We start from the raw sequence: 25,602 nt of genomic DNA on the forward strand, positions 1-25,602 counted from the left end.
TTGGAATCCCAAATCTATATTTTATGAAAACAAGCCTACTATTCTGTTTTCTATTTTTTTCCGTGTTTTCTTTTGGAAATGAAGATAGAGAAGTTATCAAGCGCATTGACGCATTAAATACTTCGGCCAAAAAATCGTTTGATAATAACGATATATTGGAATCATTTAAACAATTTTTAGATGCTAAGGCTTTATCGGATTCTATAAGCGATAATTACGGAAGTGCCACAGCCGATTTCAATTTGGGCAACATATATAGTTTAATGGGCGACCATGAATCGGCAGAGGCCCATTACCATTCTACCTTAAAGATGTTGCATAAAATAGATGATGCTTACCTTGTTTCTAATGCCTATTTTAATTTGGCCAAAATATATAAGGGCAAAAGGTATTTCAACCAAAGCATAAATTATTTTGAAAAAGCAATAAAATTTGCAATACAAGGTGACGGCCAAAGTGAAACGGAAAAGCATAATATACAACGCGTAATTTTTGAAGCAAGAGCCAATTTGTGCGAAATATATATTGATAACAATGATTTTGAAAGGGCCTTGTTGGGGTTTTCTAAAATGAACAGTTATCTAAAGGAAAACGAAATTGATAATGCTTCAAAGGCCTATTTTAATTATGTATATGCTAAGTATTATGCTGAAAATGAAATGTACAATAATGCCAATTCCAAATTTAGGGAAGCGGCTTTTTTGCTGGAAAGTAGAGATGAGGAGTCGAGTTTGGAATTGCTAAGTAAAATATATTTTCAATTGTCAATTTCTTTGGCAAAATCAGATCACAGTACCCAAGCCTACCTTGCTTTGCTGGAGCACAACAAATATAGGGACAGCTTTTTAGATACAGGAAAAGGAAAGCGGGATTTGATCACAAAATCTAAGTTCTTAATTGAAGATTACAAAAATAATGCTGAGAAGGCAAACGCGGAAAGGTTATATCAACTGGAAATAGCCAATAAGTTCCGCAAAATTAATATCGCCATAGTGGTGACGCTTTTATTGCTCATCATTTCAATGATTATCATTTACAGGAGCTATGTCTCCAAGCGAAAACTCAATGATTCCTTAAAATTAAAAAACAGCGAATTAGAGCAGGCCAAGGATGCGGCACTAAAAACATCAGAATTAAAGAGTAAGTTTATTTCTAACGTTTCTCATGAGTTGCGGACGCCTCTGTATGGCGTGGTCGGGTTGTCCTCTTTGCTTTTGGATAACAACGATTTGAATCCTGAAGATAGAAAACATCTAAAGTCATTAAAATATTCGGGGGATTACTTGCTGAATTTAATTAATGATATTCTTCAAGTAAGTAAGATGGAACACAATAAAATTGAACTTACAAGTGTTTCTGTAAACCTAAGTGAGCTTTTAAATAATATGGTGGGCTCGTTTAATTACAGGCTTGAGGAAACGAATAATAAGATTGAAATAGCGATAGATAATTACGTGCCTCAATACATTATGTGCGATAAGGTTCGGTTGTCTCAAATCCTCATCAATTTGATAGGGAATAGCATAAAATTTACGAGTAATGGAATTATCAATCTTAATGTGAAACTGTTGAGTCTTGATCCGAATAAAGTGGGGTTGCGCTTTGAGGTTAAGGACAATGGTATAGGGATACCAAAGGAAAAATTCGATACTATTTTTGACAATTTTGCGCAATTGGAAGATAGCAATCTCAACTACCAAGGTACTGGACTAGGGTTGTCAATTACCAAAAGTTTGATAGAACTTTTCAACAGTGAAATAAAATTGGAAAGCCAAGTTGGTGTTGGTACAAAAATAAGTTTTGAGGTAGATTTTGAGTTGGATATCACCAAGGATAATTCAGTTGCAACCTTTAATTCTAGGGCAAGTAAAATTAGCGCACAAAAAAACCGGTATAAAATTTTAGTGGCGGAAGACAATAAGATAAATCAGGTAGTCACCAAAAACCTATTGGAAAAGCAAAATTATGCCTGCACTCTAGTTGGAAATGGCAAAGAAGCGCTAGAGGAGGTAAAAAAGAACCAATACGACCTTATTTTGATGGATATCAATATGCCAATCATGAACGGTAATGAAGCCACCCAGGCCATTAGGAGGTTTAATCGGGTTTTGCCCATCATTGCATTAACGGCTTCAGATATTGATGAAATAAAGCATCAATATAAAAATGTCGGATTTAATGATATCATTATCAAACCTTTTGATAATTACGAGTTTTACCAAGTGATATCCCAAAATATTCAAAATAGAACAAAAGGAGATGGTGAAAACGGTGGAGATATTTCGTTGGTTATTGCATCTTAAAATTGAGCGGATCGACTAAAGCTTCCTGCTTATTGTCAACCCATCCCGAATAGGCAAAACCACAGTCTCTACCCGTTTATCTTCTTTCAAAAGTTTGTTGTAAGCTATCAAGGCTGGGGTCGAGGTGTCCTCTTTTTTAAATGTGGTATCCAAAACTTTCCCGCTCCAAAGCACATTATCCGATAAAATAATTCCGCCCGGGTTTAACTTGTCAATAATGATTTCAAAATAGTTGGAATAGTTTTCTTTATCCGCATCAATAAACACCAAATCAAATGTGAGCTCCAGCTCAGGGACAATCTCAAGCGCATTCCCAAGATGCTGGATAATTTGATTTCCATATGCCGATTTGTCAAAATACTTGCGCTGGAAATCATATAATTCCTCATCAATATCAATGGTGTGCAATTCCCCGTCGGCTTGCATACCTTCTGTCAAACACAATGCGGAATAGCCTGTATACGTCCCAATTTCCAAGATATTTTTGGGGCTTACCAATTTTGAAATCATACTCAATACCCGCCCTTGGTAATGCCCGCTCAGCATCCGGGGTTGTAAAATTTTTTGGTTGGTTTCGCGGTTTAATTGTTGTAACAATTCTGGCTCATCCTCAGAATGGGCGACCACGTATTCGTCTAAATCTTCAGGTATAAAATGCATCGTTTTTTTTAAGCTAGAATTCTACTAATTAGTTTTTCTTTTCCCTCCTGATCCTCACCATACAACCATTGCAACACATTGTCCTCCCAAATCCTATCATAATCCTGCTGGGAAATCACTTCTTTTTCCATAGCCAAATCCAAAATTTTCCCCGGATAGGAAGATTGCGCATCACTTTCCATTTCTCCTAAAGGATAGGGGTCATCCAGCCCCATCAATACTTGTTTGGAGCCATGGTTTCGTATCAATAATTCCAACCCTCCAGTGTCATGCACTAAGGTGTCAAAGAAAATATTTTTATGTCCAACGGCTTTTCGGGGGTGATGTTTGCCCTCAAACAAATCGGGCCTGCCATCAAACCCTTGTATGCGTCGCCCCAAATTAATTTGTGCCAATTGCCCGCCATGGGCAAAACAGGTCCGCATGTTCGGGAATTTTTCCTGATAGCCGTTAAGCGTTAAAAAATGATAAGCATCTGCGCATTGGGCCAACATCCAAATCAAATGAAACCGCCATGCTGTATTGTCCAAGTTGATAAACTTTTCCCCATCATAAGGATGAACTTCAACGGCCAAATTATATGTATTGGCCAATTCAAAAAGCGGTTCGTTTTCTTCATCAAAAATGCAACGCCAAGTACCGATGGTATCCATATAATGGGTTGGCAGACATAACAATCGCATGCCGAGGGTCTCAACACAACGCTCAATTTCCCAGCCCGCACTCCGAATAAAACCAGGGTGCACTACAAAACCGCAAGTAAATTTATCGGGGTTGTCATGCTGAATCCGCGCATTAAAATCATTCTGAAAACGCAGGGCCTTTTTCATTTCCTCAACTCGAAGCCCATTCCCATAAAGTTGAGAAAGGTTCAATACCACAGCATGGTCAATCTGGTTGCGTTGCATCCACTCCAACTTTTCGTTCAGGAAAAAACTAGAATCGGTCACAGGGCGTTTCCATCCCTTCTGTAACATATATTTTCGCTCCTTGTCCACCCAAAAAATACCCTTTTCGCGCATAAATTCAGGAATTTCCTCAGGATAAGGAAGTAAGTGGGAGTGGCCGTTAATTCTAAGTTTGCGCTTTTCCATACTGGGACGTTACCAAGCGATTAATCTGTTGATCTTTAAATAAATATATATGGTCAGGGTTCTTCTCAATGACGAAAATCAAAAAACTATTACTCAATCTTCACTTTTTTAGGGGGTTCCATTACATGGTTACAATTGGGACAACAACGTTTATTGAAATCGCCGTAATATCTATCAAAAATCTTGGGCATATCGGATTCAATATTGTCCAAAGTAAAGTCTTCTTCATAGAGCTTGGTATTACAATTTTCACAAAACCAAAGCAGCGCATCTTTCATGCCTTTTGGTCGCGGATATTCAATTACCAAACCCACTGTATTTGGACCCCTTTGAGGCGAGTGGGGTACCTTTGGAGGCAACAAATAGATATCCCCTTCCTTAATGTGCACATCCTTGGGCGTACCCTTATCAATAATTTTCAACACGATGTCGCCCTCCACCTGATAAAAAAACTCAGGCGTTTCATTATAGTGATAATCCTTCCGATTGTTTGGCCCACCGACCACCATCACAATAAAATCACCATCCTTCCATACCACTTTATTCCCCACGGGCGGTTTCAATAGATGCCGGTGTTCCTCAATCCAATCTTTAAAATTTATGGGAGATGTTAAATTGCTCATAATTATAAGCCCCACTTAATCCCGCCTTGGGCGGGAAACTCAAACGGGTAATTGAGTTTTTAATTAGAATTAAAATCTACATAAAGATAAGACATCTTGCTGAATTGCCCTCTCCCTTTGGGAGTCCCGATAGCTATCGGGAGAGGAGGGCCTACAAGGATTTTGTCCGTCCGCCATCCACTGGAACGTTGATGCCATTGATGTATCCCGCCGCCCCGCTGGCCAAAAATACAATGGCATTAGCCGTTTCCTCGGGCTGGGCAAAACGCTTGGCTGGGGTGTAATGCTTCATGATTTCGGTCATTTCCTCGATGGATTTATCCTCCAGTTTCGCTTTGATGTTTATGATTTCCGTCAGACGTTCGGTATCCGTAAAACCGGGAAGTACATTGTTTACAGTGATGCCAAATTCAGCTACCTCCATTGATAGGGTTTTGCTCCAGTTACCAACGGCTCCACGAATAGTATTACTTACTCCCAGTCTTGGTATGGGTTCTTTTACCGAGGTTGAAATCACATTCACAATTCGTCCAAAACCTTCAGTTTTCATGAAAGGAATTGTGGCTTGAGCCAAAAGGTGGTTGCATTTCAGGTGCATGGTAAACGCATTTTCAAAAGCCTCTAAGCTGGCATTGACAATTTCCCCACTGGCGGGTCCTCCGGTGTTATTAACTACAATATGAAAACCGTGCTCCTTCTCGATAAATTTAATGACTTGTTCTTGTAATTCCCTCGGCTTCAAAAAATCTGCCACAATATAATTGTGATTACGATGTTGTGGCAATTCGGCCAAAACCTCTTTTAGCTTTTCCCGATTTCGGGCTACCAAGGTTACATGAACACCTTCTTGCGCTAATGCAATTGCTGTTGCTTTCCCAATGCCCCGCGTGCTACCGCAAACTAGGGCGTTTTTGTTGTTTAGTTTTAAGTCCATTGGTGTTTTATTTCAACCCTGCAATTCTATCATCTTCCAAAATTGCTTCGGTTGCTTCCTTAACTTTTTTTAAAATCGTTTCAAGATTACCTGAGCTTGTGATTTCGCCATCAGAAAGCATATTCAAAATGGCTTTATCCTGTGCGCGCCCTTTTAGCATGGCTTCTCGGTATCCCATATCCTCATTAAAGGTAACCAAACTATATTTTGAAGAATAATGATTTGGGAAGTTTTTTTCTAAAGCCATTTCTATTTTTCGCTTTTCCTGAAATATGGGGTTGGCCACATGGTCTTTCATTTCATGGAAATTATCAATGGCCAAATCGGCTATGGCATCGGTATCCTTTTTCCTTGTTTTTTCGTATTCGGAAAAAACCGTTTCCCAATTGCCCTTATATTTATCCAAAATAGAATCAAATTCCACCACATCCTCAAAGGAGGCGTTCATCCCTTGCCCATAAAAAGGTACAATCGCATGCGCTGCATCCCCAATTAAAAGTGTGTTGCCTTTATAATGCCATGGGGAACATTTAATGGTGCCCAACGGCGATGTTGGATTTGCAAAGAAATCTTCCACCAAATTTGGCATTACTGCCAGGGCATCGGGAAATTCATTTCGAAAAAATTCCAATACGCTTTCTTCGCTCTTTAAATTATTGAAATTGTATTCGCCTTCATCGTAGCTTAAAAATAGTGTCACCGTAAAACTACCATCCAAATTGGGCAATGCAATCAACATAAAGTTGCCACGAGGCCAAATATGCAGCGCATTCTTGTGGATTTTATAATCTCCATTTTCTTTTGGTAAAATCGCTAATTCTTTATAGCCATGGGTTAAATAGGCTTGGGAAAAGCTGAACAAAAACTTCTTGCTCAAGTAATAGCTTTTTCGCATGGCCGAACCTGCTCCGTCGGTACCAATAATGATATCGGCATCTTCTACAAACTCATCCTTGGTATTATAATCTTTGAATCGGGCAGTGGTTTTTTCAAAGTTGACCGATTTACATTTTTTATTGAAATATATATTGACGTTTTTGTGTTTTTCGGCTTCATCCAATAACAAAGCATTCAACCCCCCGCGAGAGATGGAATTGATATATTCATTGGCTCGCCCACTGTAGTTGGATTGAAAGATATTACCGTGTGTATCGTGAATCATGCGCCCGTGCATGGGGATACAAAGCTGTTTCACTTTGTCTTCCAAGCCTACCAGTTTCATCGCTTTATTGCCCCTATCGGAAAAGGCGAGGTTTATGGAGCGGCCGGCACTAATATCCACTTTTCGTAAATCGGGGCGCATTTCATAAACATTGACGTTGTAGCCTTTTTGGCCTAATCGCAGTGCTAATAGGCTACCGCAGAGTCCTGCACCGATGATGAGTACATTCTGAGAAGCCCCTTCTAAATCTTCCCCATGGGGGAAGACTTTCTTACTCGCATCTTTAATTTTCTTTTTACTCATGTGTTGTCACCCTGAACTTGTTTCAGGGTCTCATTGTGTTTTAAGGGTATGTTCATTTTGCCTTGATGCAAAACGAACCAAAAAATCAAATTGAAATGAGGAAATTGCTAAGGCACCATTCGTTCTCGGAATTCCGTGCTTAAAGCTTCGCTTTGCATCTACATTCCTTCACTCATTATTTCTGCATTTCAATGTTCAATTTTTTGAATTGATTTGGGACTCGACCTTTTACTTTACTTTGTTCCTGCCTCTTTTATTTCTTATAATCAGTTCGCTTCAGTTCCTTCCCTTCGGGAAGGTTAGGATGGGCTTTAGTTTTTCAACCAACCAATACACATCCTCAAACGAATTATAAAGCGGTACGGGCGCACATCGTATCACATCCGGTTCTCGCCAATCACTGATAACACCTGCTTGGGTTAATTTTTCATACAAGGATTTGTCTGCCCTCTTCACCTGAATAGAGAGCTGGCATCCCCGTTCTTCAGGATTTTCAGGAGTGATAATTTTAATTACATCTTCACCCAAATTTTTCAGCAAATATTCAAAATAGCCAGTCAGTTTTTTTGATTTTTCAGTCAAAGCCTCCATGCCAACTTCGGAAAAAATGTCCAACGAAGCTTTAATGGCAGCCATTGATAAAATAGGTGGATTACTCAACTGCCAACCTTCGGCACCAGGTAATTGGTCGAACTCACCACGCATCAGAAAACGGGTCTCTTTATTATGGCTCCACCAGCCTGTAAACCGGTTTAAATCTTTTCGGTGAGCGTGGCGTTCGTGTACAAAACAGCCTGCTAAACTCCCCGGGCCAGCGTTTAAATATTTATAGGTACACCAGGCGGCAAAATCTGCTCCAGACTCATGAAGGTTGAGTTGAACGTTTCCAGCACCATGGGCACAGTCAAATCCAACCATACAGCCATATTGATGGCCTAACTCTGTAATCCGCTTTAAATCAAAAAACTGGCCGGTATAATAGTTTACGCCTCCAATCATTATTAAAGCAACGTCCTCGCCTTGGGTCTTTAAAATGGTCTCTAAATCTTCATAATGTAACAGTTCTTCGCCTTTTCTTGGTTTCCAAAGTACCAAGCCTTCTTTGTCATCAAAATCATGATGGCGCAATTGCGATTCTACCGCATATTTATCTGATGGAAAAGCATCACTTTCAATTAATATTTTATAACGGGTTTTGGTAGGTTGGTAAAATGAGACCATTAGGAAGTGCAAATTGGCCGTTAGTGTATTCATAACCACTGTTTCAATAGGCTTTGCCCCGACAACTTTTGCCATGTTTTCCGTTAGAAATTCATGGTACTTCAACCATGGGTTTTTGGCTTCAAAGTGGCCTTCAACTCCCAGATTGGCCCAATCTTTCAGTTCTTGATTGACGTATGTCTTCGTTTGTTTGGGCTGTAATCCTAAAGAATTGCCAGTCATGTAAATCACTTCATTTCCATCTTTATCTTTGGGAATATAAAACTGTTTTCTATATGTGCTTAAAGGATCATTTCGATCCTGTTCCAATGCGTATTCATGACCTAATTTGAAATCGGACAACGGGTATTTGTTTTCGGTTTCTAACAAAAATAAGCAATATAACCTTAGAAAAGAAGACCGAAAACGGCATGCTACAATGATTTGAAAATTTTGTATCTTTAGTAAAAACTAAAAGCTATGGGGAAAATAAAAGAGTATTCAAATGGAGAAACCACGGTAGTCTGGGAGGCCGAAAAGTGTATACATTCTGCAATTTGTGCAAAGGGGTTGCCCAAAGTTTTCAGGCCGAGGTTGCGGCCTTGGATTAAAATGGACGAGGCAGAAACTGAAGCTATTATCAATCAGGTGAAACAATGCCCATCTGGAGCTTTGAGTTATTATATGAACGATGAAAAAGACCAATCTTCGCAAACCATGGAAACTAAAGTTGAGGTTTTGGAGGACGGCCCATTACTGGTCTATGGAACTTTAAAAGTAGTAGCAAAAGACGGTTCTTCAGAAACTAAAAATAAAACGACGGCCTTTTGCCGGTGTGGAAAATCTGAAAATAAGCCTTATTGCGATGGCGCGCATGTAAAGGCTGAATTTAAAGGATAACCGCTAAAAAATTGCTAAAAAAGATAAAGCGCTTCAATTTAATTATTGAGGCGCTTTAGATATATATAGACGCGTATGCGGAAAAAACGGTTTACTTTATTTACGATATTTGTCGCGAAATAGACGTTTGCTTACAGTTATGGATAAAAATCAATCCTTTTTTAAAACCAACAAGTCAACCTGGAATAATAAGGTCAAAGTTCATGCCAAAAGTGAAATGTATGACATGGAGGCGTTCAAAAAAGGCAAATCCTCTTTAATGCCTTATGAATTGGAAGCTTTGGGCGGTGTTTCAGGGAAGTCTTTATTGCATTTGCAATGTCATTTTGGCCAGGATACTTTGAGTTGGAGTAGAATGGGGGCAAAGTGTACCGGTGTAGATTTAAGTGATGAAGGTATTAAATTGGCCAAAGATCTGAATGAAGAATTAAAGTTAGATGCTGAATTTATATGCTGTAACGTTTTGGATACTTCTGAGTATGTAAAAGAACATTTTGATATTGTTTTTACAAGTTACGGTGTCATAGGTTGGTTGCCAGATTTAAAACCTTGGGGCAAAATGATTGCGAAGCGTTTAAAGCCGGGCGGTACTTTTTTTATGGCAGAATTTCACCCAATGGTTTGGATGTTTGATTATTTACAGGATGAACCCATCATTAAATATGGTTACATGCAAGATGAGGTGATTTATGAAGAATATGAAGGCACCTACGCCGACGAAAACTCAAAAATGGTTAGTAAAGAATATGGTTGGAACCACGGTTTAGGTGAAGTAGTTTCTGCTTTGACAGAAGCTGGGTTGCGTATAGACTATTTAAAAGAATTTGATGAAAGTCCTTACGATGTATTGCCCAATTTGATAAAAACAGATTCTGGGATGTACGTTACCAAAGATAAATTGTATCCTTTGATTTTTTGTTTGAGGGCTTCAAAAAAATGAATAGTGATTTTTTTAACGCCAAATGGGTTTAAAAATTAAAATCTAATTGTATTGAGAAAATGGAACGTTCCGAAAAGCAGAACAAATTCAATTAGTGCGCGTCTTTCAACAACTCCTTTGGGAACTTGGCCTGAAACCGCTTTAACCTCGGGATTGAAACATTTCTAATATAACTATTGTTAGGATGCAAACGTTCGTAGTTTTGGTGGTAATCTTCGGCCACCCAAAATTTTTGAAAAGGATACACTTCGGCCGCTATTGTAGCGTTCAGTTTTTCGGCCAAAGCTTCTTTTTTCTTTAAAATAACTTCCTTTTGCGATTCATTTTGATAAAAAATTATCGAGCGGTATTGTGAACCGCGATCTGGCCCCTGTCCATTGACCTGAGTGGGGTTTTGGGACGCAAAATAAGCATCAACTAAAATATCAAAACTGACAATTTTCGGGTCATAAATAACCTCGACGGCTTCGGCATGACCGGTGCGACCCGTATTACTGGCGTCGTAGGTCGGGTTGTTTGTGTGGCCGCCGGAATAACCGTTAATCACCTCTTTTACACCTTTAATACTTTCATAAACAGCTTCGACACACCAAAAGCAACCGCTTGCAAAATAGGCTTTGTCTAGACCGTTTTCCATAGGAACGGCCACAGGTTGGGCGTTTTTAACTGCATCCGTTTTCTTGTTGTTTTGCGCCACATTTTGGCAACTAAATAACAAGGTTAAAACAAAAAGGGTGATGATATTTTTCATAGCGATATGTTTACGTATGCAAAAGTTACTTTTATATAGACGCCTAAAAATACAAAACCTTAAACGTTTTTGATTTTTTTTTCAGGTGTTAAATTATCGTAATATTGCAATATAACGATTAAATTAGATAAGAATAAACCCTAGCAATAAAATCACTAGGGTTCGAATTATATATTTATAAGAAGACTATAGCTTAGAAAACAGCTTGTCCATTTTTGCTTTTTGCTCTTCTGCAAGGGTGGCGTCCACTAAAATTCTACCGCTATGCTCATCGGTAATTACCTTCTTGCGTGAGGCAATTTCCACTTGCACTTGTGGAGGTATGGTAAAAAACGAGCCTCCTGAAGCACCTCTTTCTATTGGCACAACTGCTAATCCGTTCTTAACATTTTTACGGATTCTATCATAAGCAGCTACCAAACGGGCTTCAATCTGAGTTTTGTATTCATCAGATTTCGCAAGCAATGCCTGCTCCTCTTTTTCCGTTTCGGCCAAAATTGCATCCAATTCGCCTTTTTTATGCTTTAAGTGAGTTTCGCGCTCCTTTAATTGCTCTTTGGTTTCAGTAATCACCTCTTTTTTCTGCTCAATTTGTACCTTAAATTCCTTGATATGCTTTTCGGCCAATTGAATTTCCAACTCCTGGAATTCTATTTCCTTTGACAAAGAGTTGAACTCCCTATTGTTACGAACATTTTTCTGTTGCTCGGCATATTTTTTCATCAGAGCCTTAGATTCTTCGATCAGGTTCTTTTTGGAAGAAATATCATTGTCAATAACCTCTAAACCGTTAACCAGTTTTTCGAGTCTGATGTTTAATCCTGCAACTTCATCTTCTAAATCTCTAACTTCTAAGGGTAATTCTCCACGGACATTTCGGATTTCATCAATGCGAGAATCTATAAGTTGTAAGTTGTATAAAGCTCTCAAACGCTCTTCTACGGTAGCTTCATTCTTTTTAGCCATACTTTAAAAATACTTAACGGGATTGGTATTTGTATTTGATAAAATGATTGCAAAATTAGTGATTTTTTTCTTAAGATAAGCTGTCAAAAGATTTTTTGTGAATTGTTCACTTTCGTAATGGCCAATGTCCGCTAAAAGTATGCGATTTTCGGCGTTAAAAAAGTCGTGATATTTTAAGTCTGACGTTACAAAAGCATCTGCTCCCAAAGCTTTGGCCGCCGAAATAGCAAAACTTCCCGACCCACCTAAAACGGCTACTTTTTGGATGCTTTTGCCCAAAAGTGATGAATGCCGGATGACACCAGTATTCATTTTTTCTTTGAGGTAATTAAGGAATTCAGTTTCTGACATGGGAGAGGCCAATTCCCCAACCATACCCATACCTATTTGCTGGTTTTTATTTTCTATGGTGACCACCTCATAAGCCACTTCTTCATAGGAATGCACTTCAAAAAGGGTTCGAAGTATTTTGGATTCCAAATGTTTTGCAAAAATCACGGTGACTTTAGTTTCTGCTTGGGTATGCGTTTCACCTTTATTACCGATAGTTGGTGAGGATTTATCGTTGCCTTTAAACGTGCCATAACCCTCAACATTAAAACTACAATTACTGTAGTTGCCAATATCCCCAGCTCCGGCTTTAAAAAGTGCAGTCCTTAATGCTTCAGCTTCATTTTTTGGAACATAGGTCGTCAGTTTTTTGATGGTGCCACTTTGCGGAATGAGAATAATTTTGTCCGTCAATCCCAATTGATTGCAAATCATATCGTTTACCCCTTGAAAGGCATTGTCCAGTGCCGTATGCATACTGTAAATAGCAATATCGTGCTTAAGGGCTTTTATTACCGCGCGTTCGACATAAGTTTTGCCAGTCAACTTTTTTAAACCTTTGAAAACGATGGGGTGGAAACTGACGATTAAGTTGCATTTTTCTGAAATAGCCTCATCAACAACCGATTCAAGCGTGTCTAAAGTGACCAAAACTCCTGTCAATTCTGCATTTTTGTCACCCACCAAAAGCCCAACATTGTCAAAATCTTCGGCATAGGAGAGAGGGGCGAGTGCTTCTAAATGGTCAATGACGTCTTGTACAATCATGGTTTATTTATTTGCTTCAAAGATAAAATATTATACATTCGCTTAAATGAAGCTTCTTCGAAAAATATTGTTCCCAATTGTACCGGTTTATTTTATAGTAACATGGTTTCGCAACAAACTTTACGATTGGGGCATAAAATCATCCACTTCTTTTGATTTCCCTGTTATCTGTGTGGGGAATTTAAGCGTTGGCGGTACCGGAAAAACACCGATGATAGAATATTTAATTCGTCTTTTAAAAGATGAAAATAGTTTGTCAACTTTAAGCCGGGGTTACAAAAGAAAGACGAAAGGATTTCAGTTGGCCGATGAAAATGCTACTGCACAGACCATTGGAGATGAGCCTTATCAACTTTATCATAAATTTAGAAGTGAAATACAGGTTGCTGTGGATGGTAATCGCGTGAACGGAATTCACCAATTGCGAAATTTAGAAGATATCCCAAATTTAATTTTGCTCGATGACGCTTTCCAGCATCGAAAAGTAAAGGCAGGATTATACATTTTACTAACCACTTTTGACAATCCCTATTTTAAGGATATCGTTTTGCCCACGGGGGATTTAAGAGAGCCAAGAGGGGGAGCCCAAAGAGCTGACATCATAGTTGTCACTAAATGTCCGCCGAAATTAAGCGAGGTTGAAAAATCACAATTTGTAAAACGAATCAAGCCAAAAGAAGGACAGTCCGTTTTTTTCAGTTCGATAGGGTATGCCGATGAGGTGCTTTCCGAAAGATCAAAAAAGAAATTAACAGAATTGGATAGTTTTACCTTGGTAACTGGCATCGCCAATGCTATGCCCCTTGTAGATCACTTAAAACGAAAAGGATTAAGTTTTGAGCATTTGAATTTTAAGGATCATCACGGATTTACTGAAAAGGACATTGCTTTGCTGGAAAAAAAATCCATGATTTTGACCACCGAAAAAGACTTTATGAGATTAAGGCAATATCCATCTCTATTGGATAAAATGTACTATTTGCCTATTTCTGTTTCAATAGAAAGGGATACAGACTTTAATGCTAGGATAAGGTCCTTTGTAAGTGCCAATTAGGCTGTTGCATTATTTTTCTTGGACAGTGCATTGAAAAGTTTTTTCTCGAACTCTTCCTGTTTGAACGGTTTTGGGATAATGTCGGTAAAGCCAGCTTCTTCAAACTCGTGCATTTTGTCTTCAATAGTAACCGCTGTTAATGCAAATATGGTCAGCTCTTTATCAAACGTGCGTATAATTTTGGTAGCTTCAATACCACTAATGCCTGGCATGTGGATGTCCATCAAAATAATATCATACTTGTTAGCTTTTACCATATCCACAGCCCCTTCTCCATTATCCACAATTTCGCAAAACAAATCCATTTTGTTGAGGATTTTTTTGGTAATCATCTGGTTGATTTTATTGTCCTCAACCACAAGGATTTTTACGCTGCTGAGGTCTAGATTGGCTGGTTTGACATCTAATTTTTTCACCTTTTTGTTGGAAGCTATTTCTGAGGCTTCATTATACTCTAAAGGAATTTCAAAGAAAAAGGTGGTGCCTTTTCCTAATTCACTTTGCATATAAATATTACCTTTTAAAATATCGATCAATCCTTTCACGATCGATAGTCCAAGGCCAGTACCTCCATATTTTCGGTTAATTTGGATAGAACCTTGAGAAAAGCTTTCAAACATATTGTCCTGCTTCTCTTTTGTGATACCGATGCCGTTGTCTTCCACTTCAAAACGTAGCGTGTAATTGTTGTTTTCCTCACCAATTTTATATACTCGAATCCAAATATCCCCATCTTTGGTAAACTTGATGGAGTTTCCGATAAGGTTGATTAGGATTTGTGAAATCTTCAATTGGTCTGCAATGAAGTTTTCGGGCAAATCCTTGTCGTATTCAAAATGAATGGTGATGTTGTTGTCCAAAGCCTGATTGTTCAGTGCAAGGATAATATTGTTGATTTTCTTTTTAAGGTTGAAGGGTTCTGGTTCAATTTCAACCTTATTGGCTTCAATTTTATTGATTTGAAGTATATCGTTAATAAACGTCAATAAGTAATCCCCTGAGAATTTCAACGATTTTAAATGTTGGATCTGCTCTGGTTTGGGGTCTTCGTCCAATAACATGTTGCTCAGGCCCGTTACCGCATACAGTGGTGTACGGAGCTCGTGGGTAACTGTAGATAGAAAGTTGGCTTTTGTTTTTGAGGCTAATTCAGCTTTTTCTTTAGCAATAATTAGCTCGTTGTTTTTCTTGTGGAGCATATTATTGGTTTTAAGTCTGATATTATTATTCTTGTAGAGTGATAGGGTGAGTAGCGATAGAATGGTAATCAAAGCCACACTTAATATAGAAATTAGCGTGCTTAAATCATTCTTGCTATTGGCTTCGTCAAGTTCAGCCTTTTGTCTTTTGTTATGTTCTATTTGATCATTGATCAAAAATTGAATGCGTTTTTCAGGGGATAAATTGGCTTTTTTCACGGCGCGTAAAGAGTCGGAAAGGGTAACGTGCTTTTTCAAGTAGTCATTTGCCAATTGATGGTTTTGGGTGCTTTCGTAAATCGTGCTTAAAACCAAGTATCCTTCGTTGGCGGTGCTGTTATAGCCGTTTGTTTTGGCAATATCCAAGCCTTCCTTTGTAAAACCCAGAGCTTTGGCGGGATCGCTTAAGGCATGATATACCTTCCCGTGATAAATCAAGGCACTACTAAGGATATCATTGAATTCTTCCTTTCTTGAGAGCGCTACGGCTTGCTCAATCAATTCTCTTGATTTTCGGAAATTTTTAAGTTCCAGATATGCATTTCCCTCTGCAAGAAGGGTTTCGGCCAATTCTTTTTTGAGTTCTTCTTCTTGGAATTTTGACTTGGCCGCCCTGTAGGAGTCCAATGCCTGATATGTGTTTTTCTTGGACATATAAACGTCCCCAAATGTTTTAAACGAACGCCCCAAATTTTTATTATCGTTGGTGATGCGTTGCATTTCAACAGCTTTATTAAGTGCCTGGATGGCATCTTCTTCTTCCTCTATAATAAGGTGTAAACGACCTTTGATGGAATAAATTAAACCAATACTTTTTTTCAGGTTAGCATCTTGAGCTAGTTCCAAAGCTTCATCCAAAGTTTTTTGAGCTTCGAAATATTTGAAATTGGCAATATCCTTTTGAGATTGCTCTACTCGATAGTCGATGTTATTCTGTATGATTTCAGGGTCATCCTCAATAGAATTTTGAGACGATAAGCTGAAGGACACAAGCATTAAAACAATGCATATGCTTATATATTGCTTTATTTGGGACATTTTAGTATAAATAGGTCCGACAAATATAAATATTTATTCGATAAAATACACTTTTTTTCCGATAAATTGCACATTTTATCTAATTTATGTGCTTTTGAGCCTTGTATGACGAGCGAACCAAAGCACTACTTTCTACGTGTCTAAAACCAAGTTCAAGCCCAATTTCCTTGAATTCATCAAACTCACTTGGTTCAATAAAGCGTTTAACGGGTAAGTGCTTTTTAGAAGGTTGAAGGTACTGGCCGATAGTCACCACATCAACGTCATGGGTTTTTAAATCATGCAAGGTTTCAATAACTTCTTCCCGCGTTTCCCCTAACCCAAGCATGATGCCTGACTTGGTGCGCCGTTGCCCTTGTTGTTTCAAATATTTTAAAACGCCCAAACTTCTTTCATATTTTGCTTGTATACGAACTTCCCTTGTGAGCCGTTTTACCGTTTCAATATTATGGGATACTACTTCCGGAGACACAGCGATTATACGGTCGATATGTCGTTCAATGCCCTGAAAATCTGGAATTAAGGTCTCTAATGTGGTTTCAGGATTCATTCTGCGGACGGCCTTTACAGTTTCAGCCCACATGATACTACCCATGTCTTTTAAATCGTCTCGGTCCACACTAGTCAGTACAGCATGTTTTATCTTCATGATTTTTATGGAACGGGCTACTTTTTCCGGCTCGTCCCAATCCACGGACTCTGGCCTTCCGGTTTTTACCCCGCAAAAACCACATGAACGTGTACAAATATTTCCCAGAATCATAAACGTTGCAGTGCCCTCGCCCCAGCATTCGCCCATATTGGGGCAACTCCCTGAAGTACAAATGGTGTTCAGGTTGTATTTGTCCACCAAACCCCTTAATTCGGTGTATTTTTTTCCTGTGGGCAACTTAACTCGCAACCATTTTGGTTTGCCTTGGCGTTCTGGTAATATATTGGAGACTGCTTCTGTCTTCATAAGCTGAAAAAATGGACAGCAAAGATACGAAGTATTCTTTTAATTAAGGGCTTAAAGAGTTGTGAGGTACCATACGCTGAATCCAATAAGGAAAAGGATACCAAGCCAACTCAATACGTGCAGATTTCTGGAAGGATGCCATTGTTTGGGTGTGTGCTTGCTCGAAATGAGTCGATAATTGACGATGGCATAAAAGGGAGCCGTGATAAAGGACAAAATAGTAGCGATTTTTATGAGCAACCCCATTTCAGAAGCCAAAAATAAAAAGATACAAACCGTTCCAATGCACAATAGCACGATCCAAAACAGGTATCCAAATTTAAAGGGCCTTTTGAGCAATAATTCCGTTGTTCTATCCATGGACCTTGGAGAGGCATCCAATGTGGTCAATGTTGTACTGAACATCGTTGTAAAAGCCGCTAAGCCAATAATAATGTAGGCCCAGTTCCCCAGGCTAGTAGTATACATATCTATCAACTGGCCTGCAAATACCCCTGCGGAATTACTAAACGTCTCCCCGCTACCATACATCACCAAAGCTCCCAAAAGGACAAAGCCGATGCCAAGAAAAATAGTGCTGAAATAACCCATATTGAAATCGAACAAGGCTTTTTTAGTTGAAAAGGAATTATGGTCTTTTTTCTTTTCTATGGCCCAAAGGGAATGCCATATGGAAATGTCCAAAGGTGCTGGCATCCAGCCCATAAAGGCAATTAAAAAGGTAATTTCCAAACTGTTTTCGGGCAATACTTGGGTCAGTGAAAGTGGAGTGGTATTGTTGAACAATGCCATAGCGACAGCAACAACGGTGCTTATGGAAAGTGTAATGATGATAACTTTCATCAAGTTATCCAGCAATTTATATTTTCCAAGTATCAAAAGTAAAAGACAAATTAAAAGGATAATTATAGACCATATTTGAACACTTGAAATTGCATGACTGCCAAAAGAAATGGGTTCAAAATCAATAAACAATGAAGAAGCAATCCCCGCCGTTACAATGGTCACCGCCATCTGAATCACAAACATGGTGCCTAAGGTTAGGATGTAATAGGCTATTAAAACCCCTTTGCCTAATTTTTTGTAACCTTCAAGCAAGCTTTCCCCGGTGGCCGCCGCATATCTTGGGCCATATTGAAAAAAAGGATATTTAAAGAGCGTTACCAAAACTAATGCCCATATCAACCCCAATCCAAAATCGGCTCCTGCCCTTGTGGATTGTACCAAATGAGACACGCCAATGGCCGCTCCCGCAAATAATAATCCGGGTCCAAGGGCTTTTAGTTTAGTAATCAAAAATAGAAGCTTTTTTAATTCTATGTCTTTCCCTTAATTTACTCAAATGTAAATGGTTAATATAATAATATTTTAAAACTTTAGAGACTTCTTTTTCAAAGGTTTTTTTAATGTAAATAAAGCGAAAACAAAAAATAGCAAGTAATAACTTACCGCGTTCAATGATATAAACCATAAACGTCTGACTTTAGTAAATTTAATTACTAAAAAAGTCAGACATTTAAAGCTTTATTCTTATGATTAAGAAGTGCGTGTGTCTATTGACTCACTAGCCTATCCATATACTCATACTAAGTTCATTAATCCACGAATGACTACTAGGATCCGTCATTACTTCCCAATAAGTATCCCAAAGAGACTTACCACCAGATGTTTCGATTAATTCCTCAGCTTGCATTTCCTGAACATTTAATTTTTGTAAATTCATAAAATTTGAAATTTTTAAGGCACCCAGTATAAGTGCCAGGTTAAACAATAATATCTTGACCGAATATACATAAAATATTTTGAAAGAATATACGTAATCCTTTTTTGGACGAGATATCTTAACAAAAATTCTCACTTCTTATATAACGCAAAATCTAATATAGATCGGCATACTCTGATATGGGATCTATGGTACGATTTCATTAAATGACTTACATAGATATGTTTAAGCTCTTTGGATAATCCTACTAAAAACGTCAATAACTCACGACAAAACCTTCAGGTAAAAAATTAATGGTTTTTTAGATGCCACAACATGCTTTTAACTTTTGAGAAAAAAAACCTTTATATTGACTTAATAAGAGCCTTTTAGTAGGGCACTAATTTTTATATGCTTAAAACAATTCAAGTTTGGTTTAAACCAAGCTTTGTTTATTCCAAAGTTCAAAATACTTCCCTTCTTTGGATAGTAGATTATTATGATTTCCATGCTCTACAATTGTTCCATTTTCCATAACCAAAATAGTATCTGTATTTGCTATAGTGCTTAATCTATGTGCAATTACGATAATTGTTTTGCCATGTGATTTGAAATCTTCAATAACTCGTTTTACAATAGTTTCAGCATGCGTATCGAGAGCAGAGGTTGCTTCGTCCATTAATAATATTTCTGGATTTTTATATAAGGCTCTTGCAATGGAGATACGTTGTTTTTGCCCTCCAGATAGCATCGCTCCATTTTCTCCTATTTGAGTTTCAAAGCCATTGGGTAATTTTTCCACAAATTTAGTGATATCCAGTTTGTTGGATAATTCGATAATGCGCTTCATATCAGGAAAATTTTCCCCTAATGCAATATTTTCTATAATCGTACCAGAAAATAAATTAAGCTGTTGGGGTATAACTCCAATAAGCTGTCTTAAACTTTTGTAATGAATATGCTTTAAATCGTAATCTCCAATATATATTTTACCTTCTTTAATAGGGTATAAATTTTGAAGTAATGCTATAAGTGTTGTTTTTCCACAACCACTTTCTCCAACAATTGCTGTTGTTTGTCCTTTTTTAATGGCAACATTAAAATTGTTAAAAACCTCTGTTCTTGAACCATATCTAAATGACACATTTTCAAAAACAATATCTCCAAGATTTTCTTTGATAAGGTTGATTTTATTCTCCGTTTCCTCACGTTCTAAATCCATAATTTCGAATAACCTGTCGGCCGCAATCAATGCATTTTGAACAGTTTTATTCATCCCAACCAAAGAGGTAACAGGAGATGTAAAATATCCAATAAGGGCATAAAATGAAAACAATTCACCTGTGGTAATCTCATTATCCAACACATAGCCAGAACCTATCCAAAGTAAAATAACAGTAAAAATTGATGCCAAAAACTGTGTTGAAGTTCCAGAGAAGATACCATTTAGTCCAGATTTATAAGTAGTAAATAATAGTTTTACAAATCGGTTTTCAGTTTTAATATTCGAAAATTCTTCTATACCAAACTCTTTAACAGTTCTTACGTGCGTAATGCTTTCCACCAGTTGTGTCTGAAGTTCTGCTGTGTTTTCCATGAGTTTACGTTCCACTTTTTTGTTAAATCGATTCATTAAATAATAAACGAAGATATAAAACGGAATAACCAATAAAATTACCAATGCCAATTTCCAGTAGTACGTAAACATTAGAGCAAACGCGAACACCACTATAAAAATATTTACCAGCATATCTATGGCTACGTTGTTTATAAAAGCACGAATTTTTACTGCATCATTTATTCTTGAGGTAATTTCACCTATCTGCATGGTATCAAAAAAGCGTTGTGGTAACTGGAGCAAATGTTTGTAGTATCCCAAAATTAGTTTCGCATCTATCAACTGTCCTGTTTTAAGGACAAAAACGCTCTTTTTGCAGCCAATATAAGCCTGTAGTAAAATAACAGCAACCATAACGATACTTAACAGGTTTAGTAAATTTCGGTTTGCACCAACCAATACATAATCTGTTATTTTTTGAACATAAATAGACATGGCAAGACCAAGAATTGTAAAAACTATAGCTCCAAAAAGTGCTTGTATTAAAACGGTTTTATGAGGTTGTATTAAATCCCAAAAGCGTCTAAAGGCACTGGTTTTTTCGTTAACGTTTTTAAAATTATCATTTTTGGCGAATAATATTAAAACTCCTGTCCATGTTTTTTTAAAATCCTCATTACTATAGGTAACGAGTTTTCCATTTCCAGGGTCCATAACTTGGATGCTCTTTTTAGTTACTTTATAAATAACCACAAAATGTTGCAATTGTTTACCGACAACCACATGCGCAATAGCGGGTAAAGGTATTTTTGGTATTGAGTCTAAACCGCCTTTTACTCCTTTGGCCTTAAAACCCATTTTTTCTGCAGCTTCAATAATACCCAAAACATTTGTACCTCGTTTATCGGTACTAGCAAATTGCCGTATTCTAGCAATAGGTAAATTAATGCCAAAATGATTACCGATAGATGCTAAACACGCTGCTCCGCAATCTTTAATGTCATGTTGTTTTATTTTTATACTTGGCATTTTATACATTTAGAGTAGCGAATAACAATTTTTGAGTCCAGAGCTTTCATATAGCCTACTAATCAAGGATTTTAGGGTTAAACCAATCATCTACCTTATCAAATAGTAATTCATATAAACTTCTGCGTGTTATAAAATAGTGCGTGGTTAATGTCATACCTTTTGAAATATTGGTTTTATAACCATTTTTAAGTGTTAACTGTTTTGAGTTTAAGCTAGAGCGTACTTTAAAAAATGCGGAATTGTCTTGTATGGTTATATTTTTATCTATGTCTATGACCTTTCCCTCTAGCATTCCCCATTGGTTATAGTTAAAGGCATCCAGTTGAAATTTTACATCCTGACCAATTTTTAACAAACCAATGTCTGTTGGAGAAACTGTGTTTTCTACGATTAAATTACTGTTTGGAGAAATTGTTGCAATAATTTGTGAAGCGTTAACAAATGAGCCTACTTGCAAGCCTAACACATTTTCTAAAGTTCCAGATATAGGTGCAGTAAGCACGTAGTTGTTGCTCTCTGATATAAATTGCTCTTTTTTGCTCATAAGATTTCTTATTTGGGTTTCTATCTCACGTTTTTTAGATTGCCATTGTGCCCGTTGTTGTTTAATAAAGCTATTAAGCGCTTCCTTGGCGAATTTTAAACCGTACAAATAGGTTTCGTATTCTGATTGGGCAACAATTTGTTTTTTAAATAGCTGTTCGTAACGATTAAAGTTGATTTTTGCTTGTTGTACTTTGCTTACCAACTCTTGTTTCTGAAATAAATAGCGTTCATAGTCATCAATTATGATGTTATCCTTTATTAGTTTTGGTTTATTATTGATTAAATTTATGTAATCTATAAACTTTATTTCTGCTTGTTTTAACAAGGAATCATTAAGTGTTTTCTGTGCTTTTATATTATCTGTGGTAATGATTAATAAGGTGTCTCCCTTGTAAACCTGTTGGTTATTTTTTAAACGAACTTGGGTTAGCTTACCACTAACAATACTAATTAATGGGCTATTGTCTTGTTTTGCACGTATAATACCACGACTTTGTTTGCTAATATCTACTTTAATAATAGGCAAACATGCTAAAACACCAATAAGCGTTATAACTACCAGTAAATAAATAGAAATGCTTTTGGTTGTGTTTTTAGCAATAAGGTTTTCGAGGTTGTGTATTGGATCCGAACTGAAGTTCATAGTTTTTTAATGCAAATAAAGCGATAACAAGAAAAACTTTTTAGCTTTTATTTTTTAGCAATTTGATGTTGCATCTTAATATTATTAGATTTGTTTTAGTGTAATTTACTTAAAACTTATAACTGCGGTATCAGGTTGTATTAATTAAGAGAAATGATTAAAACAACATGCGCTCACTGATATAAACCATAAACGTCTGACTTTAGTAAATTTAATTACTTAAAAAAGTCAGACATTAGAAGCTTAATTCTTATGCTTAAGAAGTACGCGTATATATACTATAAGTCGAGTATAACAAGTGGACTCAAAGCAAGGATCCAAGCATGACTGTTAGGATCTGTCATTACACCCCAATAACTCTCCCAAAGTGACGGTTGTTCAGTACCACCAGATATTTCCATTAATTCCTCAGTTTGCATTTCTTGCAAATTTAATTTTTGTAAATTCATAAAATTTAAAATTTTTACGGCACCCAATATAAGTACCAAGTTATATAATATTATTTTGAACGAATATACATAAAACATATTGAAAGAATATACGTAATGTTATTTTTAAGCGAAATATAATAGAAAAAATCTCACTTCTTTTATGACGCAAGATCTAACATAGGTTTTTGAACCAATATTTATCTTTTTCGAAAAATGATATTTCATCAAAACTAGGGAAACTTTTATATTCAACGAATAAAATAATTAAGGCTTCATATAGCTAAATGATCCAAAGAAATATACTAGTAAGATTAATGCCTGATAAACTTAAATGCCAGAGGCCAAGCTTATTTATCTCTGTCATATTCATGACTACTAAATCTGTACGAAACCATATTTTGAAAAAGAAATCAAGTTGTATAAAAGCTATGAACAGAATACAAACTTCGTTTGAAATTATAAACAATAGGGATGAACCCGATTATTAGTTTGCAAACTAAATATAAAAGAGAATTGTAGGTAAACAATCAATCACTACTAAGGAAATATTAATGTTGAAGCTATTTTATACTCTTAGTGGAAGCTAAGTTTTAAAGTATCTATTTGTCTCTGATTACTTCAGTAAGTAATTTTTTCGCCCTAAGCAATTTCACCTTTACATTATTTATGGGCTCATCCAGTTCTTCCGAAATTTCCTTATAGCTTAACTCTTGAAAATAGCGCAGATTGATTACTTTCTGATAGTGCGGCTTTAGCTTCTTGATATCTCGCAGCAATTTGGCAAGATGTTGTTCCGTAATCAATTTATCTTCGGCGGATGGTGATTCGTCTAATATTTGAAGAACGGTTTTATCGTCTTTGGACATCACGTGTTTAATGGAATTTTTTTCCTTCCGCAATAAATCAATATGGATATTCTTTGAAATGGTAATCAGCCAGGTCTTGAAGGTATAATTTTCGTCAAAAGTTTCTATCCTGTCAAATGCCCGGGAAAAGGTTTGGATGGTTACGTCCTCGGCATCGTTTTCATTATGGATGCGCTTCAACTGAAACCCATAAACATGGTCCCAGTACAAATCCAGCAAGTAATTAAAGGCCTTTTGGTCGTTCTTTTTGGCGCGAGAGATCGCTTCGTTTATTTCCAATGGTTGGGCTTTGAAATGATATTTGTTATAAATATAGCCATTTGAAAGATAATTAGGAAGATTTCCAGAAATGGTAGCATCCAAAGGACATCTTTTTCGCCTAATTTTTTTGTTGAGCCTATGTAAATTAGATATTGGATACTTACTCTAAAAGCTATCAAGCCAATTACGAATTGCGGTAGATGGGATATGGCTAAAAGCAAAAAGGACAATACCCAAAATAGTACATTCGTGATATAGAAAAGTGCCAGTGCAAATTTGTGTTCTTTTTTGTAGTAAGGTGCCGTAGAAATGTGCCGTCGTTTTTGAAGCGCCCAGTCCTTGAACGAAGTTTTAGGAGGCGAGGTGGTAAAACTGTTTGTTGAAATACAAATGGCTGTATTCGTTTTTGTGGACGACTGATTTACGAAAAGATCATCATCACCAGACCGAATGTTCATATGCCCCATAAAACCTTTGGACTCAAAAAACTGGGTTTTGGTATAAGCCATATTTCTGCCTACCCCCATATAGGCGAATCCCATTTTGGCAAACGAAAAATAGGAAATGGCCGTGGCCAGTGTTTCAAAACGAATCAACTTATTCAATAATGAATTTTTGATTTTCGAATAGGCACCATAGCCTAGGACAATGGATTTTTCAGAGCTGAACTTGGAGGCCATTTCAGATATCCAGTGCTCTGAAACAGGTTGGCAATCCGCGTCGGTAAACAATAAAAGGCCGTGCTTTGAAGCTTTTATTCCTAATGTTAAAGGATATTTTTTATTGCCCCAAAAAGTTTCGACAGGTTTTACATCAACCACCTTAATTTTAGGATTGGAAGACGCAAAAGTTTTCATAACTTCTAGGGTGTCGTCCTTTGAGCCGTCATTTATTAAAACCACCTGAAAATCAGGATAGTTCTGCCTTAAAATAGATGGCAAAAATGTTTTAAGGTTATCCTCTTCGTTTTTGGCACAAATAATTACCGATACTGGAGTTTTTTGGGATGTTTTGTTGTTTTCAACTTTAAGGAAAGCAAACTTTCCGAAGACATACAGGTAATAAATGACTTGAATAAGTACAACGCCAATGAAGAAAAATAGCGCAAAATCCAGAAAAGTCATTTATTATTTTGAATGTTGTGGTTCGTTACATTCGCTAAATTGATCTGGGGTTTTGCCACAAAATCCACAGGCTTCCCCCTCTTGATTTAACATGGGATTTTGACTGGCACAGGTACCGGCAAATTTCCCGTCTTTTTTTGCCCAGATTTTGATGGCTATGCCAGCAACACCAAGGCCCAAAAGCAGTAAAGTGATTAAGAGAAGTTTCATGGAAAGTAATTTGTGCAAAGATACTGATTTTGTTAAAATTTATAAG

The 25,602-nt window shown here is 37.1% G+C and carries 23 protein-coding genes; 4 read left to right on the top strand and 19 right to left on the bottom strand.

The features are described from left to right. Positions 1-23 precede the first annotated feature (23 nt). Entirely contained in the window at positions 24-2,303 is a 2,280-nt protein-coding gene (locus tag H7U19_RS02850) for a tetratricopeptide repeat-containing hybrid sensor histidine kinase/response regulator (RefSeq protein WP_186558453.1), read from the top strand. Positions 2,304-2,318: 15 nt separating this feature from the next. Here H7U19_RS02850 and H7U19_RS02855 read toward each other — a convergent pair whose 3' ends face one another. From H7U19_RS02855 to kynU, 6 genes are all read right to left on the bottom strand, one after another. After that, positions 2,319-2,963: an O-methyltransferase gene (locus H7U19_RS02855; protein WP_186558455.1), complete on the bottom strand. Its 645-nt coding sequence runs from the start codon at positions 2,961-2,963 to the stop codon at positions 2,319-2,321. An 8-nt stretch (positions 2,964-2,971) separates the two neighbouring features. After that, positions 2,972-4,057 (bottom strand): amidohydrolase family protein, encoded by a 1,086-nt coding sequence (locus H7U19_RS02860; protein ID WP_186558457.1) that lies wholly within the window; start codon positions 4,055-4,057, stop codon positions 2,972-2,974. A gap of 89 nt (positions 4,058-4,146) precedes the next feature. Further along, entirely contained in the window at positions 4,147-4,680 is a 534-nt protein-coding gene (locus H7U19_RS02865; RefSeq protein ID WP_186558459.1) for a 3-hydroxyanthranilate 3,4-dioxygenase, read from the bottom strand. Between the two features lie 151 nt (positions 4,681-4,831). Continuing rightward, positions 4,832-5,614, bottom strand: a complete 783-nt coding sequence (locus H7U19_RS02870; RefSeq protein ID WP_186558461.1) for an SDR family oxidoreductase — start codon at positions 5,612-5,614, stop codon at positions 4,832-4,834. A 7-nt stretch (positions 5,615-5,621) separates the two neighbouring features. Next, complete coding sequence (locus H7U19_RS02875; RefSeq protein ID WP_186558463.1) at positions 5,622-7,079, bottom strand: FAD-dependent oxidoreductase; 1,458 nt, start codon at positions 7,077-7,079, stop codon at positions 5,622-5,624. A gap of 276 nt (positions 7,080-7,355) precedes the next feature. Beyond that, on the bottom strand, positions 7,356-8,642 hold the full coding sequence (kynU, locus tag H7U19_RS02880; RefSeq protein WP_186558465.1) for a kynureninase: 1,287 nt from the start codon (positions 8,640-8,642) through the stop codon (positions 7,356-7,358). A 117-nt stretch (positions 8,643-8,759) separates the two neighbouring features. On the opposite strand from kynU, the gene H7U19_RS02885 reads away from it, so the two are divergent. Together H7U19_RS02885 and H7U19_RS02890 are read left to right on the top strand one after the other, a co-directional pair. Further along, positions 8,760-9,179 carry a (4Fe-4S)-binding protein gene (locus tag H7U19_RS02885; protein WP_186558467.1) on the top strand — a complete coding sequence of 140 codons (420 nt, stop codon included), beginning with the start codon at positions 8,760-8,762 and terminating at the stop codon, positions 9,177-9,179. 139 nt (positions 9,180-9,318) lie between these two features. Then, the gene (locus H7U19_RS02890) at positions 9,319-10,119 is read left to right on the top strand and encodes a class I SAM-dependent methyltransferase (protein WP_186558469.1); all 801 of its coding nucleotides are present in this window, start codon (positions 9,319-9,321) and stop codon (positions 10,117-10,119) included. Positions 10,120-10,210: 91 nt separating this feature from the next. Here the strand turns inward: H7U19_RS02890 and msrA are convergent, their stop codons facing one another. The 3 genes from msrA to H7U19_RS02905 all read right to left on the bottom strand — a co-directional run bounded on the left by msrA (position 10,211) and on the right by H7U19_RS02905 (position 12,934). Next, positions 10,211-10,870: a peptide-methionine (S)-S-oxide reductase MsrA gene (gene msrA / locus H7U19_RS02895; protein WP_186558477.1), complete on the bottom strand. Its 660-nt coding sequence runs from the start codon at positions 10,868-10,870 to the stop codon at positions 10,211-10,213. A gap of 186 nt (positions 10,871-11,056) precedes the next feature. After that, on the bottom strand, positions 11,057-11,836 hold the full coding sequence (locus H7U19_RS02900; protein ID WP_186558479.1) for a zinc ribbon domain-containing protein: 780 nt from the start codon (positions 11,834-11,836) through the stop codon (positions 11,057-11,059). 3 nt (positions 11,837-11,839) lie between these two features. Further along, positions 11,840-12,934: a Nif3-like dinuclear metal center hexameric protein gene (locus H7U19_RS02905; RefSeq protein ID WP_186558487.1), complete on the bottom strand. Its 1,095-nt coding sequence runs from the start codon at positions 12,932-12,934 to the stop codon at positions 11,840-11,842. A 46-nt stretch (positions 12,935-12,980) separates the two neighbouring features. On the opposite strand from H7U19_RS02905, the gene lpxK reads away from it, so the two are divergent. Further along, positions 12,981-13,988: a tetraacyldisaccharide 4'-kinase gene (gene lpxK, locus H7U19_RS02910; RefSeq protein ID WP_186558489.1), complete on the top strand. Its 1,008-nt coding sequence runs from the start codon at positions 12,981-12,983 to the stop codon at positions 13,986-13,988. Here lpxK and H7U19_RS02915 read toward each other — a convergent pair. The 10 genes from H7U19_RS02915 to H7U19_RS02960 all read right to left on the bottom strand — a co-directional run bounded on the left by H7U19_RS02915 (position 13,985) and on the right by H7U19_RS02960 (position 25,556). Further along, the gene (locus H7U19_RS02915) at positions 13,985-16,225 is read right to left on the bottom strand and encodes an ATP-binding protein (protein ID WP_186558491.1); all 2,241 of its coding nucleotides are present in this window, start codon (positions 16,223-16,225) and stop codon (positions 13,985-13,987) included. The two genes, lpxK and H7U19_RS02915, sit on opposite strands and share 4 nt — an antisense overlap. A 79-nt stretch (positions 16,226-16,304) precedes the next feature. Beyond that, positions 16,305-17,183, bottom strand: a complete 879-nt coding sequence (gene lipA / locus H7U19_RS02920; protein WP_186558499.1) for a lipoyl synthase — start codon at positions 17,181-17,183, stop codon at positions 16,305-16,307. 51 nt (positions 17,184-17,234) lie between these two features. Beyond that, positions 17,235-18,479: an NRAMP family divalent metal transporter gene (locus H7U19_RS02925; RefSeq protein ID WP_186558501.1), complete on the bottom strand. Its 1,245-nt coding sequence runs from the start codon at positions 18,477-18,479 to the stop codon at positions 17,235-17,237. A 268-nt stretch (positions 18,480-18,747) separates the two neighbouring features. After that, entirely contained in the window at positions 18,748-18,906 is a 159-nt protein-coding gene (locus H7U19_RS02930; RefSeq protein ID WP_186558502.1) for a hypothetical protein, read from the bottom strand. 415 nt (positions 18,907-19,321) lie between these two features. After that, a complete protein-coding gene (locus tag H7U19_RS02935; protein ID WP_186558503.1) occupies positions 19,322-21,472 on the bottom strand; it encodes a peptidase domain-containing ABC transporter in 2,151 nt (716 codons plus the stop codon). A 58-nt stretch (positions 21,473-21,530) separates the two neighbouring features. Continuing rightward, on the bottom strand, positions 21,531-22,664 hold the full coding sequence (locus H7U19_RS02940; protein ID WP_186558504.1) for an HlyD family secretion protein: 1,134 nt from the start codon (positions 22,662-22,664) through the stop codon (positions 21,531-21,533). 278 nt (positions 22,665-22,942) lie between these two features. After that, complete coding sequence (locus H7U19_RS02945) at positions 22,943-23,113, bottom strand: hypothetical protein (protein ID WP_186558510.1); 171 nt, start codon at positions 23,111-23,113, stop codon at positions 22,943-22,945. 581 nt (positions 23,114-23,694) lie between these two features. Next, complete coding sequence (locus H7U19_RS02950) at positions 23,695-24,240, bottom strand: RNA polymerase sigma factor (RefSeq protein ID WP_186558512.1); 546 nt, start codon at positions 24,238-24,240, stop codon at positions 23,695-23,697. Then, positions 24,231-25,346, bottom strand: a complete 1,116-nt coding sequence (locus tag H7U19_RS02955) for a glycosyltransferase (RefSeq protein ID WP_186558514.1) — start codon at positions 25,344-25,346, stop codon at positions 24,231-24,233. The genes H7U19_RS02950 and H7U19_RS02955 overlap by 10 nt, the downstream gene beginning before the upstream one ends. Positions 25,347-25,349: 3 nt before the next feature. Beyond that, on the bottom strand, positions 25,350-25,556 hold the full coding sequence (locus tag H7U19_RS02960) for a membrane or secreted protein (protein ID WP_186558532.1): 207 nt from the start codon (positions 25,554-25,556) through the stop codon (positions 25,350-25,352). Positions 25,557-25,602 lie beyond the last annotated feature (46 nt).

Source organism: Hyunsoonleella aquatilis (genome assembly GCF_014270105.1).
In the GTDB taxonomy this organism is placed as follows: Bacteria; Bacteroidota; Bacteroidia; order Flavobacteriales; family Flavobacteriaceae; genus Jejuia; species Jejuia aquatilis.

Coding starts and splice junctions, on each gene's coding strand:
- H7U19_RS02900 (WP_186558479.1), bottom strand. CDS start 11,836: ATGGCTAAAAAGAATGAAGCTACCGTAGAAGAGCGTTTGAGAGCTTTA.
- H7U19_RS02915 (WP_186558491.1), bottom strand. CDS start 16,225: ATGTCCCAAATAAAGCAATATATAAGCATATGCATTGTTTTAATGCTT.
- H7U19_RS02945 (WP_186558510.1), bottom strand. CDS start 23,113: ATGAATTTACAAAAATTAAATTTGCAAGAAATGCAAACTGAGGAATTA.
- H7U19_RS02960 (WP_186558532.1), bottom strand. CDS start 25,556: ATGAAACTTCTCTTAATCACTTTACTGCTTTTGGGCCTTGGTGTTGCT.
- H7U19_RS02930 (WP_186558502.1), bottom strand. CDS start 18,906: ATGAATTTACAAAAATTAAATGTTCAGGAAATGCAAGCTGAGGAATTA.
- H7U19_RS02850 (WP_186558453.1), top strand. CDS start 24: ATGAAAACAAGCCTACTATTCTGTTTTCTATTTTTTTCCGTGTTTTCT.
- H7U19_RS02955 (WP_186558514.1), bottom strand. CDS start 25,346: ATGACTTTTCTGGATTTTGCGCTATTTTTCTTCATTGGCGTTGTACTT.
- H7U19_RS02870 (WP_186558461.1), bottom strand. CDS start 5,614: ATGGACTTAAAACTAAACAACAAAAACGCCCTAGTTTGCGGTAGCACG.
- H7U19_RS02885 (WP_186558467.1), top strand. CDS start 8,760: ATGGGGAAAATAAAAGAGTATTCAAATGGAGAAACCACGGTAGTCTGG.
- H7U19_RS02905 (WP_186558487.1), bottom strand. CDS start 12,934: ATGATTGTACAAGACGTCATTGACCATTTAGAAGCACTCGCCCCTCTC.
- msrA (WP_186558477.1), bottom strand. CDS start 10,870: ATGAAAAATATCATCACCCTTTTTGTTTTAACCTTGTTATTTAGTTGC.
- H7U19_RS02855 (WP_186558455.1), bottom strand. CDS start 2,963: ATGCATTTTATACCTGAAGATTTAGACGAATACGTGGTCGCCCATTCT.
- H7U19_RS02865 (WP_186558459.1), bottom strand. CDS start 4,680: ATGAGCAATTTAACATCTCCCATAAATTTTAAAGATTGGATTGAGGAA.
- lipA (WP_186558499.1), bottom strand. CDS start 17,183: ATGAAGACAGAAGCAGTCTCCAATATATTACCAGAACGCCAAGGCAAA.
- H7U19_RS02940 (WP_186558504.1), bottom strand. CDS start 22,664: ATGAACTTCAGTTCGGATCCAATACACAACCTCGAAAACCTTATTGCT.
- H7U19_RS02860 (WP_186558457.1), bottom strand. CDS start 4,057: ATGGAAAAGCGCAAACTTAGAATTAACGGCCACTCCCACTTACTTCCT.
- H7U19_RS02875 (WP_186558463.1), bottom strand. CDS start 7,079: ATGAGTAAAAAGAAAATTAAAGATGCGAGTAAGAAAGTCTTCCCCCAT.
- lpxK (WP_186558489.1), top strand. CDS start 12,981: ATGAAGCTTCTTCGAAAAATATTGTTCCCAATTGTACCGGTTTATTTT.
- H7U19_RS02890 (WP_186558469.1), top strand. CDS start 9,319: ATGGATAAAAATCAATCCTTTTTTAAAACCAACAAGTCAACCTGGAAT.
- H7U19_RS02935 (WP_186558503.1), bottom strand. CDS start 21,472: ATGCCAAGTATAAAAATAAAACAACATGACATTAAAGATTGCGGAGCA.